The 15,773-nt window shown below is 63.3% G+C and carries 19 protein-coding genes and 1 pseudogene; 11 read left to right on the forward strand and 9 right to left on the reverse strand.

All coding sequences use genetic code 11. The features are described 5' to 3' along the window. The first annotated feature begins 12 nt into the window (after positions 1–12). Genes JW805_20375 through JW805_20400 form a run of 6 tightly spaced genes read left to right on the forward strand, consistent with a single transcriptional unit; the run spans position 13 to position 2,286 of the window. The gene (locus JW805_20375) at positions 13–213 is read left to right on the forward strand and encodes a hypothetical protein (protein MBN2974355.1); all 201 of its coding nucleotides are present in this window, start codon (positions 13–15) and stop codon (positions 211–213) included. A 59-nt stretch (positions 214–272) separates the two neighbouring features. After that, positions 273–806, forward strand: a complete 534-nt coding sequence (locus JW805_20380) for a DUF2726 domain-containing protein (GenBank protein ID MBN2974356.1) — start codon at positions 273–275, stop codon at positions 804–806. Continuing rightward, positions 799–1,119, forward strand: a complete 321-nt coding sequence (locus JW805_20385; GenBank protein ID MBN2974357.1) for a hypothetical protein — start codon at positions 799–801, stop codon at positions 1,117–1,119. The genes JW805_20380 and JW805_20385 overlap by 8 nt, the downstream gene beginning before the upstream one ends. Then, the gene (locus JW805_20390) at positions 1,119–1,622 is read left to right on the forward strand and encodes a hypothetical protein (protein ID MBN2974358.1); all 504 of its coding nucleotides are present in this window, start codon (positions 1,119–1,121) and stop codon (positions 1,620–1,622) included. Before JW805_20385 ends, JW805_20390 begins: the two co-directional genes overlap by 1 nt. Further along, positions 1,619–1,834, forward strand: a complete 216-nt coding sequence (locus JW805_20395; protein ID MBN2974359.1) for a hypothetical protein — start codon at positions 1,619–1,621, stop codon at positions 1,832–1,834. Before JW805_20390 ends, JW805_20395 begins: the two co-directional genes overlap by 4 nt. After that, a complete protein-coding gene (locus tag JW805_20400) occupies positions 1,828–2,286 on the forward strand; it encodes a hypothetical protein (GenBank protein MBN2974360.1) in 459 nt (152 codons plus the stop codon). Before JW805_20395 ends, JW805_20400 begins: the two co-directional genes overlap by 7 nt. Before the next feature lie 47 nt (positions 2,287–2,333). Here JW805_20400 and JW805_20405 read toward each other — a convergent pair whose 3' ends face one another. Continuing rightward, entirely contained in the window at positions 2,334–2,756 is a 423-nt protein-coding gene (locus tag JW805_20405; GenBank protein ID MBN2974361.1) for a hypothetical protein, read from the reverse strand. Positions 2,757–2,924: 168 nt separating this feature from the next. Between JW805_20405 and JW805_20410 the strand changes: the two genes are divergently transcribed. Then, positions 2,925–4,535, forward strand: a complete 1,611-nt coding sequence (locus JW805_20410) for a hypothetical protein (GenBank protein MBN2974362.1) — start codon at positions 2,925–2,927, stop codon at positions 4,533–4,535. 133 nt (positions 4,536–4,668) lie between these two features. Further along, positions 4,669–5,130, forward strand: coding sequence for a hypothetical protein (locus JW805_20415; protein MBN2974363.1), 462 nt, complete (start codon positions 4,669–4,671; stop codon positions 5,128–5,130). A gap of 435 nt (positions 5,131–5,565) precedes the next feature. Here the strand turns inward: JW805_20415 and JW805_20420 are convergent, their stop codons facing one another. Continuing rightward, complete coding sequence (locus JW805_20420) at positions 5,566–6,003, reverse strand: hypothetical protein (GenBank protein ID MBN2974364.1); 438 nt, start codon at positions 6,001–6,003, stop codon at positions 5,566–5,568. Between the two features lie 112 nt (positions 6,004–6,115). Between JW805_20420 and JW805_20425 the strand changes: the two genes are divergently transcribed. Together JW805_20425 and JW805_20430 are read left to right on the forward strand one after the other, a co-directional pair. Further along, positions 6,116–7,714, forward strand: coding sequence for a DNA polymerase Y family protein (locus JW805_20425; protein ID MBN2974365.1), 1,599 nt, complete (start codon positions 6,116–6,118; stop codon positions 7,712–7,714). Further along, positions 7,711–10,969 (forward strand): annotated as a pseudogene (locus JW805_20430) (error-prone DNA polymerase). Before JW805_20425 ends, JW805_20430 begins: the two are co-directional and overlap by 4 nt. Before the next feature lie 416 nt (positions 10,970–11,385). Here JW805_20430 and JW805_20435 read toward each other — a convergent pair. Genes JW805_20435 through JW805_20445 form a run of 3 tightly spaced genes read right to left on the reverse strand, consistent with a single transcriptional unit; the run spans position 11,386 to position 12,789 of the window. Next, the gene (locus JW805_20435) at positions 11,386–12,036 is read right to left on the reverse strand and encodes a hypothetical protein (protein ID MBN2974366.1); all 651 of its coding nucleotides are present in this window, start codon (positions 12,034–12,036) and stop codon (positions 11,386–11,388) included. A gap of 25 nt (positions 12,037–12,061) precedes the next feature. After that, complete coding sequence (locus JW805_20440) at positions 12,062–12,412, reverse strand: hypothetical protein (protein ID MBN2974367.1); 351 nt, start codon at positions 12,410–12,412, stop codon at positions 12,062–12,064. A gap of 47 nt (positions 12,413–12,459) precedes the next feature. Then, on the reverse strand, positions 12,460–12,789 hold the full coding sequence (locus JW805_20445) for a hypothetical protein (protein ID MBN2974368.1): 330 nt from the start codon (positions 12,787–12,789) through the stop codon (positions 12,460–12,462). A 290-nt stretch (positions 12,790–13,079) separates the two neighbouring features. On the opposite strand from JW805_20445, the gene JW805_20450 reads away from it, so the two are divergent. Next, entirely contained in the window at positions 13,080–13,499 is a 420-nt protein-coding gene (locus JW805_20450) for a hypothetical protein (GenBank protein ID MBN2974369.1), read from the forward strand. Between the two features lie 100 nt (positions 13,500–13,599). On the opposite strand, the gene JW805_20455 is transcribed toward JW805_20450, so the two are convergent. From JW805_20455 to JW805_20470, 4 genes are all read right to left on the reverse strand, one after another. After that, positions 13,600–13,845, reverse strand: a complete 246-nt coding sequence (locus JW805_20455; protein MBN2974370.1) for a hypothetical protein — start codon at positions 13,843–13,845, stop codon at positions 13,600–13,602. 34 nt (positions 13,846–13,879) lie between these two features. Then, positions 13,880–14,335, reverse strand: a complete 456-nt coding sequence (locus tag JW805_20460) for a hypothetical protein (protein MBN2974371.1) — start codon at positions 14,333–14,335, stop codon at positions 13,880–13,882. A 665-nt stretch (positions 14,336–15,000) separates the two neighbouring features. Continuing rightward, positions 15,001–15,558 (reverse strand): hypothetical protein, encoded by a 558-nt coding sequence (locus tag JW805_20465; protein ID MBN2974372.1) that lies wholly within the window; start codon positions 15,556–15,558, stop codon positions 15,001–15,003. After that, a partial coding sequence (locus JW805_20470) for a hypothetical protein (protein ID MBN2974373.1) occupies positions 15,555–15,773 on the reverse strand: 219 nt, incomplete at its 5' end. The genes JW805_20470 and JW805_20465, both read right to left, overlap by 4 nt.

Below are 15,773 nucleotides of genomic sequence, written 5' to 3' on the forward strand. Positions count from 1 at the left end.
AAGGAGACGACGATGAGTGGATGGGATTTCGACGACGTCGGCAAGTTCGGCAGCGACAAGGCAGCCGAGGACTTCGCCAAGCGCAACAATGTGGATCCCCGCGACATCCGAACCCGCGACAAGGGCGATGGCGTTGAACTGGAGATCCGGCGCTCCAGTCTGGACCGGCGTGGGCTCAAGGACAGCGGCGAGGGGCGCCGCGACGGCTGGTAACCGGCAGACCGGCGCGGCCCCGGTTGTTGGCCGCGCCTTCCATTCCGAGGGGTGACGCAATGACACAACTGTTCGGATCGCCAATCGCGACCGTATTTCTTATCGTCTGCGCGGTCATTATACTTGCGCTGGTGAAAAGCGCGGCGGCACCGAGTGGACCGCCCGCGCCGGTGGCCAAGCGCTTTCTTACCGACCGCGAGCTGGCCATGCTCGCGGCGATCGAGCGCGCCCTGCCCGCACACCGCATCCACGCGCAGGTGGCAATGGGGGCTCTCCTGCAGGTTCCACGTCGGCTCGGGCGCAAGGTGTCCCCCGCTGATCGAAACAGCTTCTCGCAGAAGATCATCGACTTCGTAGTGCAGGACCGGGAGACTGGAACGATCGTCGCCTTGATCGAGGTCGACGACTATACCCATAACGCCGCGACCGACGCAAAGCGTGATGCGATGACATCGGGCGCTGGCTACACGACGATCCGCATCGCGGCAAAGACCAAGCCGACGCTGGCGAATGTCCGTGAGGCGCTCGCACCGTTGCTTCATTCGGATCGATCTGCGGGCGCGATCGCGGATCGGGGGGCGAACCATGCTTGAGACCCAGATCATACTGGCGATCTACGCCGCATCGCCGCTGTACCTCAGGGGTGATCTCGCCAGCCCGGCATGGGTGCGCCTACCGAGCATTCTAAAGCTTCCTGCCGGCCTTCGGCGGGACGTCCGCATCGGGACTATCGCCGGCCTCGCCCTCCTCGTCTGGGTGGAACTGGCCAGTCACTCGTCGGCGCTCGGAAGGGCCGAGTGCGCGGCGTGGTTGGCGGTGCTTGTCGAGTGCCCCGCCTTTCTGAAGATCGCGATGCACCGCGACCAAGGCGTCTACTATCAATCCAGCGTCGAAGGGGCTGCGTAGTGGCGATCGACGACCGCGACTATACGCGCGAGCGGTATCGCCAGCGGCAGAAGGTTGATCCCGGCAAGCTCCGCTGGGGCTTCGGCAAGGCAGCGAGGGACGCAAACGCGCCGAAGACGAAGTCAACGCCGCTTGGCAGCGCTTCGTTGAATCGACGGAAAATCTCGCGACGACTTCACGCCGCCATGGTCCAGCGCTGGCAACCGCGGCCACCACTCGGGGGGAGAACGGAACCCGTAATGGAACAGTGCGACCTCTTCGGCGAACCGCCGCCTCAATCCCAAGCGGAAGAAGTGACCAAGGTGCCCCTCTCCCCGCTCGCCGCGCCCTGCGCTTTCAGGAACCGATCGAACAAATCCTGCCAACGCCTCGCTCGCGATCCGATCAGGCTGGACGGGCGCACGCTGCACTATCACGGCCGGCTTCTCCTCCACTGTCCCTTGGTATGCTTCAATGGCGCCTCGGCCGAGGAAACCCGGGTCTATGCCGAGGCAGCAGAATGACGGCCAGCAGCCCTGTCCGGTTAACCGGCGTGGTGGACATGACGCCACGTGGGCTGATGCTGATCGAGGGAGACGGGATGCGCTGGCGGCTCGTTGGGGACGTGATCGCCGGACACCTGATCGGTAAGTCGGTCACCGTCGAGGGAATGATCATCGGGGCGGCCATCACGGCCTATTATCTGGCACCGGCGCCGGAGACTTCGCCATGCTGATCCGGGCGACCGCATTCCCATACCGTCGACCGGGGTGCCCGCATTGCGGCCATCTGATCAATCACTGGCCGCGCGACAGCAATCTCGAGAGCTGCCAGCTCTGCCTGCGCCCGATGATCCTCCTTCGACGGCCTACGGACTGGAACGGGCCGAAGCGGCTGCGCGGGCTGCTCGACATCGGATTTGCACTGTACGGCCTGCTCACGATCGGGCTCGTTGCGGTCTTCATCGTCACCGGGCTGTCACCTCACGGCTTTGCCAAGGCAATCTCGGTTCTGCTCTTCATCATCGGCACCGTATTGGCGACCGACGGCGTGCTCGGGCTCCGCTCCGGAATGGACAGGACGGGCAAGCGGCTTCGCGTGGGGCGATCGGCACGCGTCGTTGCCGGCGGGAAGCTCGCTGCGGGCGCGGCGGCGATCCTGCTTTTGTGCATCGGTCTCACCCTCTGAGTAAGGTGGTGCACGAGAGCTTGCGGCGCTTTGCACCAAAGTGGATGTTATCCGCCCGCGCTCAAAGCGGCGGCATCATCCATGACCGTGTCCGGATCGCCGAAGCGATAGGACGCCAATTCTTCGCAATCGCTCCTGCTGAGAGGACTCTTGCTGTAGGTGCCTCGAGCCCAGCTGCTTGTTGTGGTGTGCCTTTCCCCTAACCGCAGCATCTCGTCGTGCGGTGCGACGTACCAGACACCGCGGTCGGGGAACGCGATCCAGATGTCTCGGCCGATATATTTCTTATCGATGGTCCACCGGCCTTTGAGCTGCACCAGCTTGGTATCGCCAGTCGCCTCGTTCAACAGGATCAGGTCGATGCCATTGTCATAGACCGGCAGATAGGCGTTGTAGCCTTGATTGAGTGCGACGGTGACGAGCGCATTGCGGTTCACCACTTCGACAGCATCGCTGGTTAGCTTCATCATCCCTCCTGATACCGTTCGCCCACATGGTCCCGTGCTTTGTGGCAGCTATAACCAAGCCGATACCGGCGACTTCTGCGACGGCGCCTGCTGCACGGTAGAATATCGCAAAAAGCTGATTCAAGGTCTCTGCAATCAGGGGTAGTCATGCTCCGCTACCCGGGGGTGCCTATGCCGATCGTACAGAGATATTTTGAGTTGCGTGATGTGCTGCCGCTGCAAGGGCGGCCATGGATACCGCTCCGCCACGATGCCGATGTCGTGATCGACCCACCTGAGGCCGGTATCGTCGAGCTGCGGGAATATACGGGCATCGCCACTGCCGCGATCTTCGACACCCATCGATCAGAGGGCGACAAGGTCGTCTGGAGCGACTTGGGGGTCGGCGCACACCGGGGCGGCATGGAACCGTGGGGCTATCGCGCTTCCGACCTGTTCTATGGCAGGTCCACTCAGCCGATCGGTTCCAATCTCGTGATCGACCAGTATCTCGAGGACGAACACCTTCACATCTGGCACCTGCATCCCGACCTGGTCGTGGCCCTCCGCCTTCTACGTGAAGGTGATTGCTGGTTTCGACCGGAGGAGGGCTGGGCCGAGGTCGCGCGATTGAAACGAGATGCTGAGGACCGCCCGATCCTGCTTGAGATTAGGCCGGAGTTCCTTGGTGACTACCTCAGCGCCCGCGGCATGGCCCTGTATTGTTCGAGCTATCACCAGCGGACCGCCACCACCATCGACAAGCCTGTCTACAGCTGGCCAGGCGACGCTTTCGCCGAAGTCAGGGGCAGGGACGAGCGGGAGGGTCGAACCGGACCGGGGCGCTGGCCGACCCCCAGTGATCAGTACCGCACGATGGGCGCCATGTGGCGAACGGAATGGGTCCAGCCAAGCGGGCTGAGTACACGCATCCGGGGCGACAAGGATCCCCATACCACGAGCTTCATACTGGAGAGTGACGGCACCCGCAGGTCGGGCGATGGTCTGGCTGGGGTGTCGACATGGTTATATTTCGATCCCACCGTCGTCTCCACCTTGATGCGCCATCGCGGCGCGAGCCTGCATTGGTACAGCGCGGAAACCGGAGGCCTGGGCGCCAGCACCGGTGTCCACTTCGGGGTCAACCGGCTCGGCCTGATCACGGTCTTCGCAAAAGACATCGGAGCACTCGATCCTTGGGAGCAGCGGCTGTGGAGCGCTCATAACGTAACGCCCGACGGCGGCGTGGCAGAGGAGTTGTTCGCCGCTCAGATGGATGTGACACCGGCCAGTACGATCGCACCAGAATCGCAGCTGGCCGCGGCGCTTGCGGAGATCGACGCGGCTTTCAGCGGCAAATATGGCGTCCCGCTCCTCCGCGACGACCAGGCCGTGCCTCGGCTGTTGCGCCGCGCGCACCGCTTCCAGGCGGCTGAAGCAGACGGTTTGCTGGAGCTAGCCAAGGAGGTCACTCGCCTTTTCATGGAGCGGGTCGACGTCGATGCCGTCCTTGCGCCTCTCAACCTGCCCAAACCCAAGGATGGTCGGAAGCCGGGTTCGAATAAGGCGCTGGAGAAACTCCTCGGCAGTCTAATCCCTGGGAACGACGCGAGCACGATGATGGCGCCGCTCTTCGGGATCTACGATCTTCGGCTCGCCGACGCACATCTTGGTTCGAGCAACATCGCCAGCGGCAAGGAGCGGGCAGGGGTCGATGATACCGCGCCAGCAGCGATGCAAGGCCGTCAGCTGCTGGATACCTTCGTGGCTACGCTTCGCCAGATATCGGCGGCGATCGCCTAATCGGGAAGCATATCGACGATGGTCACTTCAGCAATTTTCGATCGCTCGACCCGGAAACGGCCGATCTTGCCACGAGCTGATCGATAACGCTGACCGGCAACGCTCAGCCTTCATGTCATTTATGAGCCTTTGGATGGGCTTCAACGGCTGGATGGAATCGGTGACCGGCGCGGACCATGACGCGGCCATGATCACCGCGATTGCCGAAAACCGGCGAGCTACCGATGCCTATGAAGAGCTGATGCAGGATGACGATTTTCAACGACGCGTGATGGCCTTCTCGCAATTATGGCCGGTGCTCAACGTCCGGGACGTGCGGCAGAAGCTCGGTCGTGATGCCTTCTGGGCGCAGGACCGCGACGAGCTTTTCGACCGCCGTCGACGCGTGGGCGTCCGGATGCAACCAGTGGGCTGGACAGACGGAGATGTCCCAACCTGGCCGCAGCTCTTACGGACCATATATTGCGTTCGCTGCAACCTGTTTCACGGTGCGAAATCGCCCCAGCACGGTCGCGATCGTGACTTGGTGCGGCGATCCGGTCGTATCCTGCGGATGTTCATCGAGCGTGGTCGCTGTTTCGAGTGGACGGACTAGGGCTGCCGCCGAGCCGATGCGCGGTCTGAAAAGGTCGTCCTCGGACGGGAGCTCGACACGATCGAACTCTTGACCCAAAGACAAGGATGGCAGAACATAAGGGGAACGCTCCGAGTCTTTGTTTTTATGCCTGCCGTCGATTCCCGCCTTGCGAACATAGCCCAGCTTCGCTCCATCGCGACACCCATCGCCGAGTACCGGACGATGCCCTTCGGGGTGCCCGAGCTTGACCAGCGGCTTGCCAGCGGGGGCTTGAGAGCGGGAGCGCTCCATGAGGCGACCGCGCATTCATGCTCGCTCGTTGACGATGCGGCGGTGACCCTGTTTTTGTGCGGTATAGCCGCTCGGGAAGCTGCAATCAGCGCAGGACCGGTCCTTTGGGCAAGCTGTCGCAGCGATCTGTACGCCCCGGCGTTGTCTCAGGCGGGGTTGTCCTCAGCTGCCGTCATTCACGCCCAGCCGCGCGATGATGCTGAGTTGCTCGCGGTGGTCGAAGATGCGATCCGAGACGGTACGCCTGCTGCCATCGTTGCCGAGGCTGAGAAGGTCTCGATGGTCGCCTCCCGCCGCCTTCAGCTTGCTGCAGCTGATGCCGACCTCCCGGTCCTGCTCCTGCGACGGCGGCGGCGCCGTGATCACGATCCGTTTGGCGAGCCATCGGCTGCCTGGACTCGCTGGCGGATCGCGAGCGCCCCTTCGGAGAGGCTCGGCGTCGCCGGTGTAGGACGGCCACGCTGGACGGTCGAACTCGCGCGCCAACGAGGTGGCGAGGCTTTTTCCCTGATCGTGGAGGGCAGCGATGAGACGGGTCGTCTCCGCGTTCCTGCCGCACTTGGCCATCGAACGGCTGAGACGGCAGGAACGGTCCGCCACGCGGCCGCCTAGTCGGCCGAGCCTCCAGCCACCCGTCGACGACGATCCCGGCGCTTGCTCCGTCCCGCGCGGGGGCGGCTGGCGGCCGGGTGCCCGGTGGGCCCGCAGCGGAATGCTCACGCGCGCGGACGTTGAGGCACAGATCGCGACCTTGCCACGGCATGCGCAGCCGCCTGCCCGCGAGCTGGGCCGTCGTTCGGAGGCCGCTCAGCATCCATTCAAAGCGCCGCCAGCGGCGAAACCGCAACAGACCGCACCTGTCGCGGAGGCGGTCGCTACCCCGCTGGCTCTCTTCGGGAAGGTTGGGCGACGAGAAGAGATCGTCGCGGCGTGCGCTGGCGCGCAAGCGCTCGGAATCCATGTCGGCATGGCCGCCACGCACGCGCGTGCGCTTGTGTCGGACCTGGACCTTCGTCCTGCCGAGCCGGAGGCCGATGCGGCGCTGCTCGATCGGCTCGCGCTTTTTGCAATTAGGCGATGGTCGCCGATCGCAGCGGTGTCGCCCCCCGATGGCCTGTGGATCGACCTCACCGGGTGCGAGCATCTCCATGGCGGCGAGTACCAGTTCTGTCAGAGACTGCTCGTCTTTTGCCGACGGGCGGGATTTACCGCTCGCGTGGCCGTCGCCGATACCCCCGGTGCGGCTCACGCAATCGCCCGGTTTGGCGCCGACGATCTCGCCTGCGTGACGCCGGGTACCACCACGGTCGCGCTCTCCTCGCTGCCGATCGCAGCACTCAGGCTCGACCCAACGGCGCTCAGTGCAGCGCGGCGCTTCGGCTTCGAGAGAGTAGCTGATCTCCTGCCGGTGGCGCGCGGTCCCCTGGCGCGGCGACTAGGCTTGCCGGCCATCACCCGGCTCGATCAGGCGCTTGGCTCGACTGCGGAGCCGATCACTCCGCGCGACGATCCATCCATCCCTGTGGTGGAGCGCCGCCTTCTGGAGCCGATCGGCACCGCCGAAGCGATCGAGCAGGTCATGGGCGATCTCCTGCGGGATCTCGGGGAGCTGCTGCAGGGGCGGGGGCTTGGCGTCCGCTCGCTCCGCCTTGCCGGCCTGCGGGTCGATGGCAGCGAACAGATCGTGGGCATCGGCACTTCGCGGCCGACACGCGAGGTGCCGCATCTTCTTCGACTGCTGAAGCTGCGCATCGAGCGCATCGACCCAGGCCTGGGTATCGAGCAGTTCTGGCTGGCAGCGCCCCACACGGAGCCTCTCGACGCGATTGATCTAGGGGCGGTGCTCGCAGGAGACACGCTCGTCCGCGACCCAGCTCGCTTGGTGGATGTGGTCGCTGGCCGTATCGGCAGCGGCTCGGTTTTTCGGATCGCTCCCGTTGAAAGTCATGTTCCGGAACGCGCGGTAGCACGCACGAACCCTGTCCATATTCCAGGCGACTGGCCCAAATGGCAGCGTCCGGTTCGACTGTTCGCTCGACCAGAGCCGCTATGGGGCGTCGTAGCACTCCTCCCCGATCAGCCGCCCCGCCGCTTCGAATGGCGCGGCACAGCTCACCGGGTCGTCGCCGGCGACGGACCCGAACGTGTCCATGGCGAATGGTGGCGGCGCGATGCGGAGGTCTGGGCCGTCAGGGACTATTATCGGGTCGAGGACGAAGATGGCGGCCGGTACTGGCTGTTCCGGCGCGGCGATGGGATGGACGACAACACTGGCGACCTTAGCTGGTGGATCCACGGCGTTTTCGCATGAGCGCCTATGTCGAGCTTCAGGTGCTGACGCACTTTTCCTTGCTGCGCGGCGCATCGAGCCCGGAGGAGCTATTTTCAGCCGCAGCCCTGCTCGGCTACCCCGCCCTCGGGATAGGTGACATCGGCACCGTAGGAGGCGTCGTGCGCGCCTGGGAGGCGCAGAAAGCGACCGGGGTGCGATCGATAGCGGGCACACGCGTCGATCTCTCCTGCGGTCGTCGCCTCATCCTCTATCCGACCGATAGACCAGCGTGGTCGCGCGTCACCAGGCTTTTGACCGTCGGGAAGAAGCGAGCGGGAAAGGGCGGGTGCCTCCTTCATTGGCATGACCTGCAGCCGTGGTCAGAGGGCGTCATCGCGATCCTCTTGCCGCACGAGGCTGACACAGAAAATCTGAGCAGCCTTGCCGACCTGAAGGCCATTTATGGTCGCAGGGCCTACATGGCGCTGTTTCAGCGTCGCCGTCCCGACGACGCGGTGCGGATTGACGCGCTTGCCCGTCAGGCGGGCGGTGCCGGCGTCCGTGCCGTCGTGACCGGCGACGTCCTCTATCACGCGCCTGAGGCTCGCCTCCTGCAGGATGTCGTGACTGCGGTTCGCGAGAAGTGCACCGTCGACGAGCTCGGCTACCGGCGGGAGGTGAATGCCGACCGAGCGCTCAAATCACCCGACGAAATGGCCCGGCGCTTTCGCGCCTACCCCGATGCGCTGCAGGCCAGCGTCGACATCGCGCGCGCTTGCACCTTCAGTCTGGACGAACTCGCTTATCAATACCCGCACGAGCGGGTGGTCGAGGGTCTCACGGCGCAAGAAGCCCTTGAGCAGATGGCGAACGATGCGGTCGACCGGCTGTTCGATGGTGATGTGCCGCAACCTTACCGCAGCCAGATCGACCACGAACTGCGGCTGATCCGTGAACTAGGTTACGCCCCCTACTTCCTGACCGTCCATGCGATCGTGCGTGAAGCGCGACGTCGCGGCATCCTCTGCCAGGGACGCGGGTCTGCGGCGAACAGCTGCGTGTGCTTCGTGCTGGGCATCACGTCGATCGACCCGATTAAGCACGAGTTACTCTTCGAGCGCTTCGTATCGGGCGAGCGCCGCGAACCGCCGGACATTGACGTCGATTTCGAACATGAGCGCCGTGAAGAAATTATTCAGTGGATCTACGAGACCTACGGCCGTGACCGCTCCGCTCTGACAGCCGTCGTTACCCGCTATCGCGCGCGCGGCGCGGTGCGCGATGTCGGCAAGGCGATGGGCCTGCCCGAAGATCTGACCGCCTCGCTTGCAGGCTTGGTCTGGGGTTGGTCGGCCGAAGGCGTGGGCGAGAAGCAGGTCGAAGAACTCAATTTGGATCTCGGAGATCGCCGGCTGCGCCTGACGCTCGATCTCGCGCGCAAGCTGATTGGTACGCCGCGCCATATGTCCCAGCATCCCGGCGGCTTCGTCCTCACGCATGACCGTCTCGACGACCTGGTACCTATCGAACCGGCCGCGATGGACGACCGGCAGATTATTGAATGGGACAAGGATGACATCGACGCCCTGAAATTCATGAAGGTCGACGTCCTCGGCTTGGGGATGCTTGGCTGCATGAACCGCGCCTTCAACCTTCTCGAGGAAGCGAAAGGTTGCCAGATCGGCCTTGCGGACCTGCAGGATGATGACCCTGCGGTGTTCGCTATGATCCAGAAGGCCGATACGCTTGGGACCTTTCAGATCGAAAGCCGCGCGCAGATGTCAATGCTGCGCGGATGAAGCCGCAGCGCTTCTACGATCTCGTCATACAGGTCGCGATCGTCCGGCCAGGGCCGATTCAGGGGGACATGGTGCATCCCTACTTCGGCGGCGCGAGGGTGCGGAAAGCCGGAATATCCCCGGCCCGAGCTGCGTGCGGTGCTGGAAAAAACGCTGGGGGTTCCGCTCTTTCAGGAACAGGCGATGAAGGTCGCTATCGTCGGCGCAGGCTTCACGGCCGCCGAGCGGACGCTTTGCGGCGGCTATGGCGACCTTCAAATTTACCGGCGGGGTCTCGCATTTCTCGGAGAAGCTGATCGAGGGGATGGTGGCGCGCGATTATCCGCGCGAATTTGCCGAGCGCACCTTCCGCCAGCTCGAAGGCTTCGGCTCCTACGGCTTTCCGGAGAGCCACGCCGCCTCCTTCGCGAAGATCGCCTATGCCTCGGCCTGGATGAAGCATCATCACCCTGACGTCTTTTGCGCCAGCCTGATGAACGCCCAGCCGATGGGCTTCTATGCGCCCGCGCAGATCGTTCGCGACGCACGCGATCACGGTGTGGAGGTCCGTCCGCCCTGCATCAACGCGAGCCGGTGGGACTGTACGCTGGAGCCCACGAACGGCCGCTATCTCGCGGTGCGGCTTGGACTGCGCCAGGTCCGCGGTCTTTCGAACGCAGACGGTGCGGCAATAGTCGGCGCGCGCTCGACCGCTCTGTTCGATTCTGTCGAGGACGTGTGCGCCGATCACGGGTCCAGCGGGCGGCTATCGAGAAGCTGGCAGACGCCGACGCCTACCACGCGTTCGGCGCCGATCGTCGCCAAGGGCTCTGGAAGGTGAAGGGCCTCGGCGAGGCACCTTTGCCGCTATTTGCGGCCGCTGACCGCGAAGCGCAGACCGTGAGCGCCGAGGGCCTCGAGCCGGCCGTCACCCTGCGGCCGCTAACGGATGGTCGCGAGGTGATCGAAGATTACCGCTCGCTCCAATTGTCACTGCGCGCCCATCCTCTCACATTCGTCCGCGACGAACTGGCGCGGCGAGGCGTGACCCGTTGCGCGGATCTCGCGAGCATCCGAGACGGTCGCCATGTCGAGGTCGCCGGCATCATCCTTGTTCGACAAAAACCTGGTTCGGCAAAGGGCGTCCTCTTCATCACGATTGAAGATGAGACAGGCATCGCGAATGGCATACTCTGGCCGGACCGGTTCGAGGCGCAGCGCCGAACCGTCATGTCGGCATCGATGATCGGCATGAAGGGCAGGGTCCAGAAAGAAAGGCGAGGTAATCCACGTCATCTGCGATCGGATCATCGATCACGGGGATCTGCTTCACCGAGTGGGCGAGCTGTCATTCCCGCACCGGACCGGTCGAGGCGATGGAGCTCGCCATGCCGGCGCCCCCGACCGCGGAGACAAGGGTTGGAAGCCCGAGCCACGCAACTGCTATTGGCCGCCTCACGCTGACGGCATGGATCCAAAGGAGGTCGTGCGGTTCAAGTCACACGATTTCCGCTGAGCTATGAGTGCCCTTCCGCGCCACCAGCGCGTCGTCATCGCCCTTTCCGTCCATATCCTTCGCTCCGCGACCGCACGATCCTCCGACACTCGCGTCGACGTCGTCGAGGTACGTTTGGCCTTGCGCTGCCTGCTTCAACACTGCCCGGAGCGCTGGCCTCTGGAATTTCTGGGACGCGGCGCCAGGCAATGACATCGGTCGCTCGCAGGGTGTGACCGCTGCCTTCGATGGAATCGTCCGCCAATTGCGCCAAGCGGGACCGCTACATGAGGTTCACCGCTCTGAAATAGTGGCCCCAAGTCGTTCCCAGCCGGAACACTTTGGCCGGTTCCCGGAAAAGTCTTTCCAACCACGTGGGGGGCGCTCCCACCACGCATGCGGTGCACGCATGCGCTCAGAATAAGCCACGGGATGCATCACCGGCCAGCGGCGATCCGGGCGCGGGTTAGAGCGTGGAGGAGATCGAGCATCTGGTGCAGCCGGGCGTCGCCTTCCTCGCTGGACCATGGCTCGACGAGATTGCCATGCATCACCGAGTTGCGAATCTCGTACCAAGTCTGCACGTGCGCCGCCTCCAGCGTGCCCGCCTTGCCGAGTTGGCGCATGAAGGCGACGACGCTGCGCTTGCTCACCATCCCAAGGTTGGAGAGCATTCGGCCGCGCAAGGCGGGGTCGTCCTTCCACGCCTCGATCTGCTTTTTCATTGACGCAAGAAGTTCATCGGAGAATTCTGGCCGTCTGTCGTCCTCGGTCATCAACTCGTTCGCCAGTGCCTCAGCCGCGCCGGCGAGCGTCAGCGTGAGCACCCAGCGCGAACCGAGCTGGGCTTCGGCGAGCTCATCGTAATAACGTGTCAGCGGATTCGCTTCGAAAGATCCGACCTTGACGATGAACGTAAGAATGTCGGCGTAGAGCTTCCAAAAGGCTTCCGCCCGTCCGTGTTCGATCGCGAAGGGCTGCAGCAAGCCGATCGCAGACGGCTCCCGATGGCGCGGCGATGGCCGCAGCCACACATGCGCAGTGCCGTCACCGAGGTTGCGCGCGACCATGCGCGGATAGACCGGCACGCCGAGAGGATACGCAGCGGCTCTGTCAGCCAATTCTCCAAGAACGGATGAGAGAGAACCCCGCCCGCGTCGGCAGTGATCCACAACGCCTGGCCTGACGGCTCATACGAAAAGGTGATGCTAGTTCGAGGACCTCAATCACGTGTTGGCCGGGCCCGCGGCTCGCCAAGATACGGCGCTCGCCGATGAATGCCGTGGTTGTCAGCGGCTCGCTCATCGGCAGGTCGATTGGCGGCACGAGCAACAGCTCGACATTGCTCCGCTTCGATACCCAGTAGCCTTTAGCCAGCGCGTGCAGTGCGTCGATTTCGCCGCTCAGCGGCCACCCGTTATTGTGGTCGGCGAAGAAGTCCACCTGGGTATAGCCGCCCACCATTCGACCCCGCGATAGTCCGTCGCAAACAGCGGAGGAGGTCACGGGCGTCATACGGCTGCGACTTCTGCCGGTTGAACACCTCCAGTGCCTGCCGCAAAATCTACCGAAGGCGCCGCATGCATATAGAACCGCATCTTGGTCGTGCTGACGATTTCGATGCGACCCGAACCCTTGAAGATCGCGCCTTCCTCGTCGCGCCCGAACAACGTCATTTGCGGGCACTCGATCGTTCGCGGCAGACCCGACAACATCTGTCGCCAGCTGTCGAGTGTATGGAGATCACGCTCGCTGGTTTCTTGGAGCGCGGCGGTCTCGGCCGGCTCCTCAACACGTAGCGCGTTGGCTATCCAATTGCGTAAGTTGTTTAAGAGCCGCATCCTCATCACCCTCTAGCCGCGCCCCGCCGTCAAAAATCCGTACCGCTCGCGGCACTTTACCTCGCTCGGTGAAGTGCCACGAGCGGTTAAAGTCTTTGTGGCCCTCCTGTGCGGGATTCACTTTGCCGGCACTCTGTGCTTGTAATGTTCCATGTTTCAGCCCGATCTCTTTTTCCCTTGAGGACTGTGCTCGGCCGGTGAAAGCCGGAGAGCCTACGCGCCCGCTTGACCTACCGGCCATTCTGGAGCGGCTGACGATCGTATGCGAGCGACCGCGTTACAGCTTCATGGTGCTCAACTTGATCGCCCAGGCGAGTGCTCAGACGGGATCGGCGGGACCGTACATCCGCGAGGGTGACCGCCGGATTCCCGTCCGGGATTGGCTATGCGACGCACTGGTTCCCGTCGCTCAGCGCGACCCCCGTCGTCTCGCGATCGCAGACAAGGTGCGACAAGACCTTGAGGCTAAGTGTGCCCTTCCGGTCGATCCGGTGGCGGCAAACAGGATCGTCGACGCTCAGGTTCGCAAGCGGGTTCGTCAGTCCGGCCGCACAAATGTCAGCCGCGCCGTTTCCGAGTTGTTTCGCGCCGGCTTCGTCAGGCGGCATTATCAGGGCTACCGGGTGGATCACCAAAATCGGGGCGCCCAGCGGCAAGCGGTTTACACGATCACCGAGGAAGCACGTCGGGCACTTCACGCCGGTCGGTGAAACACCCTCAATTACGGTTAAGGCCCAGCTCCCGGCTTTGTAGCTTCGCTTTCCAAAGCTGCTCTGCAGCGATGATCTCCTCGACGGTGGCGCTTGATCCTCACTTCGAGAATGCTGGCCTGATAGTCGCTCGGTCGCGACTTTTCAGACCCAGATTGCCGCCATGGCCATCTCGGATGTAGGTGAGCCAGCGGCCGAAGAAACCGCTCTCGCCTGTGGCCGAACCAACATATTGCTCGCGCGTGCGCGGGCAGGTCAGAAGGTAAACGCCCCGCGCCGCGGTAAGCGCGGCGATCCAGCCCTTTGGCAGTGCTTCCAGCGACGAGAGGTTGCCGATGAACCGCACATAACCTGGGAACGCTTCCTCCTGAAACGTGCGCTCAATTCGAGTATAGCCTTCGCCTGGCTACGGCACGCTGGATCCAACTCCGGGTTCCTGCGCCCCAGTCGATGGTCAAACGGCCGCTCATGTCCTCCAACGCGAATACGGAGGTTTGCGCATAGAGATCGAGCGGCCGGGTGCCGCCTTCGGTTGCGAGCTTGTGACGCAGCGGGTCGACAATGTCGTCGGGCGCACTCCCGATGAGCGAGATTTCGTAAAGTCCCACGAACAGGGTGGCTGCCGCGGGCGTCACGACGAAGCTCGCCCAATATCTTGCGGAAAGACGAGCGCGGTTCTGGCTCGTCTGAAGGCTTTGATACACGAAGCCCGCCCGATCGTCGCGCCAGAGCGAATAAGGCGTCCGGCCCGCAGAATGCGTTTGATGCCGCAGGAGACGAACGGAATCAGGGCTTATGCCCGCTTCGTCGAGGACCGCGTTGAAAGTCAGCGCCATATGTTCATAGTCTGCTTCTTGCCGGAATCTGCGGATGCTTGTGGAGCAGGGTGGTGGCGGCTTCAATGAGCCGATGCCGACGGCTCCGACCGACGGACAAAAAGATGAGCCTTGCGACCTACCGCCTGTCCGATGACCTCGCGCGACGACGAATGCTCTATCCCTCGACGATCATCTCAGCGCCAAGCGTTCTCTTGTCGATGTGCCCGTACCGCTGCGCGGCGACGGTCTCGGGCTCGGACGCTATTACGCGATGATTTTGGAGACCAGCCACGAACAAGCGGAAGCGGAACGCCTTCTGAACCTTCCCCGTCCGGGGCCCGTGGCTCCAGACTTTTTCGATCACCGTCCATCGGCCCTGGTCTCGGACAATGTGCTGATTTCTCGCTATGAGCCACCACCACCGGCTGGCCCTGGCTCATCGTCTGTCGCTGGCCGGACAGCTACGTCTCGCTAGTTCAGGATATACCAGGCTGCAGCATGGCGCGTGGGCGTTACACGACGGAGATGTTCACCACCGCAGACGACGCCGAGGCTCACAGCGTTTTGCTGCTCGAGCAGCTTGCTGGACATGGCGAGCTTGCGGTCCGGATGATCAGCGCCGAGACGCTCGCTCCCGCCGGCACCGCCTAAAAAGCTAGCGCGACCCGTGCGAGCCAACCGGATCAAACGATGAAGTCGGCGAAGGCGGGTGCGACATGGTCGTTCCAAACCTCATCACCCCGAAGTTTCTCGCCCGCGCCGTTTATCTGCTCCAGCCCGACATCGCTGATCCGCACGCCAGCGGGGACGTAGCGGAGTACCAGTTCGCCATAGCGGATCTCACTGCTTGGAAATTGCGACTGAAATCCTTCAGGTTTGGGACCAGGGCGGTGATGGAGTTGGCTGTCTTCTCGTCCTTCATCACGAGCGATCCGGGCGCGAAGCTGAGCGGAAACGACGTCGTCGACGGTCGGCTTCACCATCGTCGTATGCTCTACCGCAACAATGGCTGGGGTGTAGCTGTTCATTGGGTCGCCGACAGGATTTTGCAGCCGGATCGTTCCGTCGACGATCACGAAAGGCGGCGCAACGACCCATGCGTGGCCCAGTTCGGCACCAGGGAAATCGGAGAGGTCACACATCGACTGTCCGCGCCAAAGATCTTCGCTGGCTACTTCGGCAATCGAGCCTTTCAGCCCGAAACTCCAGACACCGAGCCGATCGAGGATACGCTGCATCATCGACGAGACATGAACACAGCTACGCTGCATATCTCACGTTCGAACAGATCCGCCAGGAATTCGGCGAGCCGGGGGACGATCGCACGGACGCGCTCATCATATTCGGCGGTGCGCGGGCGGGATTGCACCCACAAGGCGTATTGATCGAGGAAGGTGCCGTCGCGACCTTCCTCCGCCGCAAAGGCCGGCTGATCGAAAAAGCCAAACTGGGTGGT

The organism is Roseomonas aeriglobus (assembly GCA_016937575.1).
Classification (GTDB): domain Bacteria; phylum Pseudomonadota; class Alphaproteobacteria; order Sphingomonadales; family Sphingomonadaceae; genus Sphingomonas; species Sphingomonas aerigloba.

Coding starts and splice junctions, on each gene's coding strand:
- JW805_20375 (MBN2974355.1), top strand. CDS start 13: ATGAGTGGATGGGATTTCGACGACGTCGGCAAGTTCGGCAGCGACAAG.
- JW805_20380 (MBN2974356.1), top strand. CDS start 273: ATGACACAACTGTTCGGATCGCCAATCGCGACCGTATTTCTTATCGTC.
- JW805_20385 (MBN2974357.1), top strand. CDS start 799: ATGCTTGAGACCCAGATCATACTGGCGATCTACGCCGCATCGCCGCTG.
- JW805_20395 (MBN2974359.1), top strand. CDS start 1,619: ATGACGGCCAGCAGCCCTGTCCGGTTAACCGGCGTGGTGGACATGACG.
- JW805_20400 (MBN2974360.1), top strand. CDS start 1,828: ATGCTGATCCGGGCGACCGCATTCCCATACCGTCGACCGGGGTGCCCG.
- JW805_20405 (MBN2974361.1), bottom strand. CDS start 2,756: ATGATGAAGCTAACCAGCGATGCTGTCGAAGTGGTGAACCGCAATGCG.
- JW805_20410 (MBN2974362.1), top strand. CDS start 2,925: ATGCCGATCGTACAGAGATATTTTGAGTTGCGTGATGTGCTGCCGCTG.
- JW805_20415 (MBN2974363.1), top strand. CDS start 4,669: ATGGGCTTCAACGGCTGGATGGAATCGGTGACCGGCGCGGACCATGAC.
- JW805_20425 (MBN2974365.1), top strand. CDS start 6,116: ATGCTCACGCGCGCGGACGTTGAGGCACAGATCGCGACCTTGCCACGG.
- JW805_20440 (MBN2974367.1), bottom strand. CDS start 12,412: ATGGTGGGCGGCTATACCCAGGTGGACTTCTTCGCCGACCACAATAAC.
- JW805_20445 (MBN2974368.1), bottom strand. CDS start 12,789: ATGCGGCTCTTAAACAACTTACGCAATTGGATAGCCAACGCGCTACGT.
- JW805_20460 (MBN2974371.1), bottom strand. CDS start 14,335: ATGGCGCTGACTTTCAACGCGGTCCTCGACGAAGCGGGCATAAGCCCT.
- JW805_20465 (MBN2974372.1), bottom strand. CDS start 15,558: ATGATGCAGCGTATCCTCGATCGGCTCGGTGTCTGGAGTTTCGGGCTG.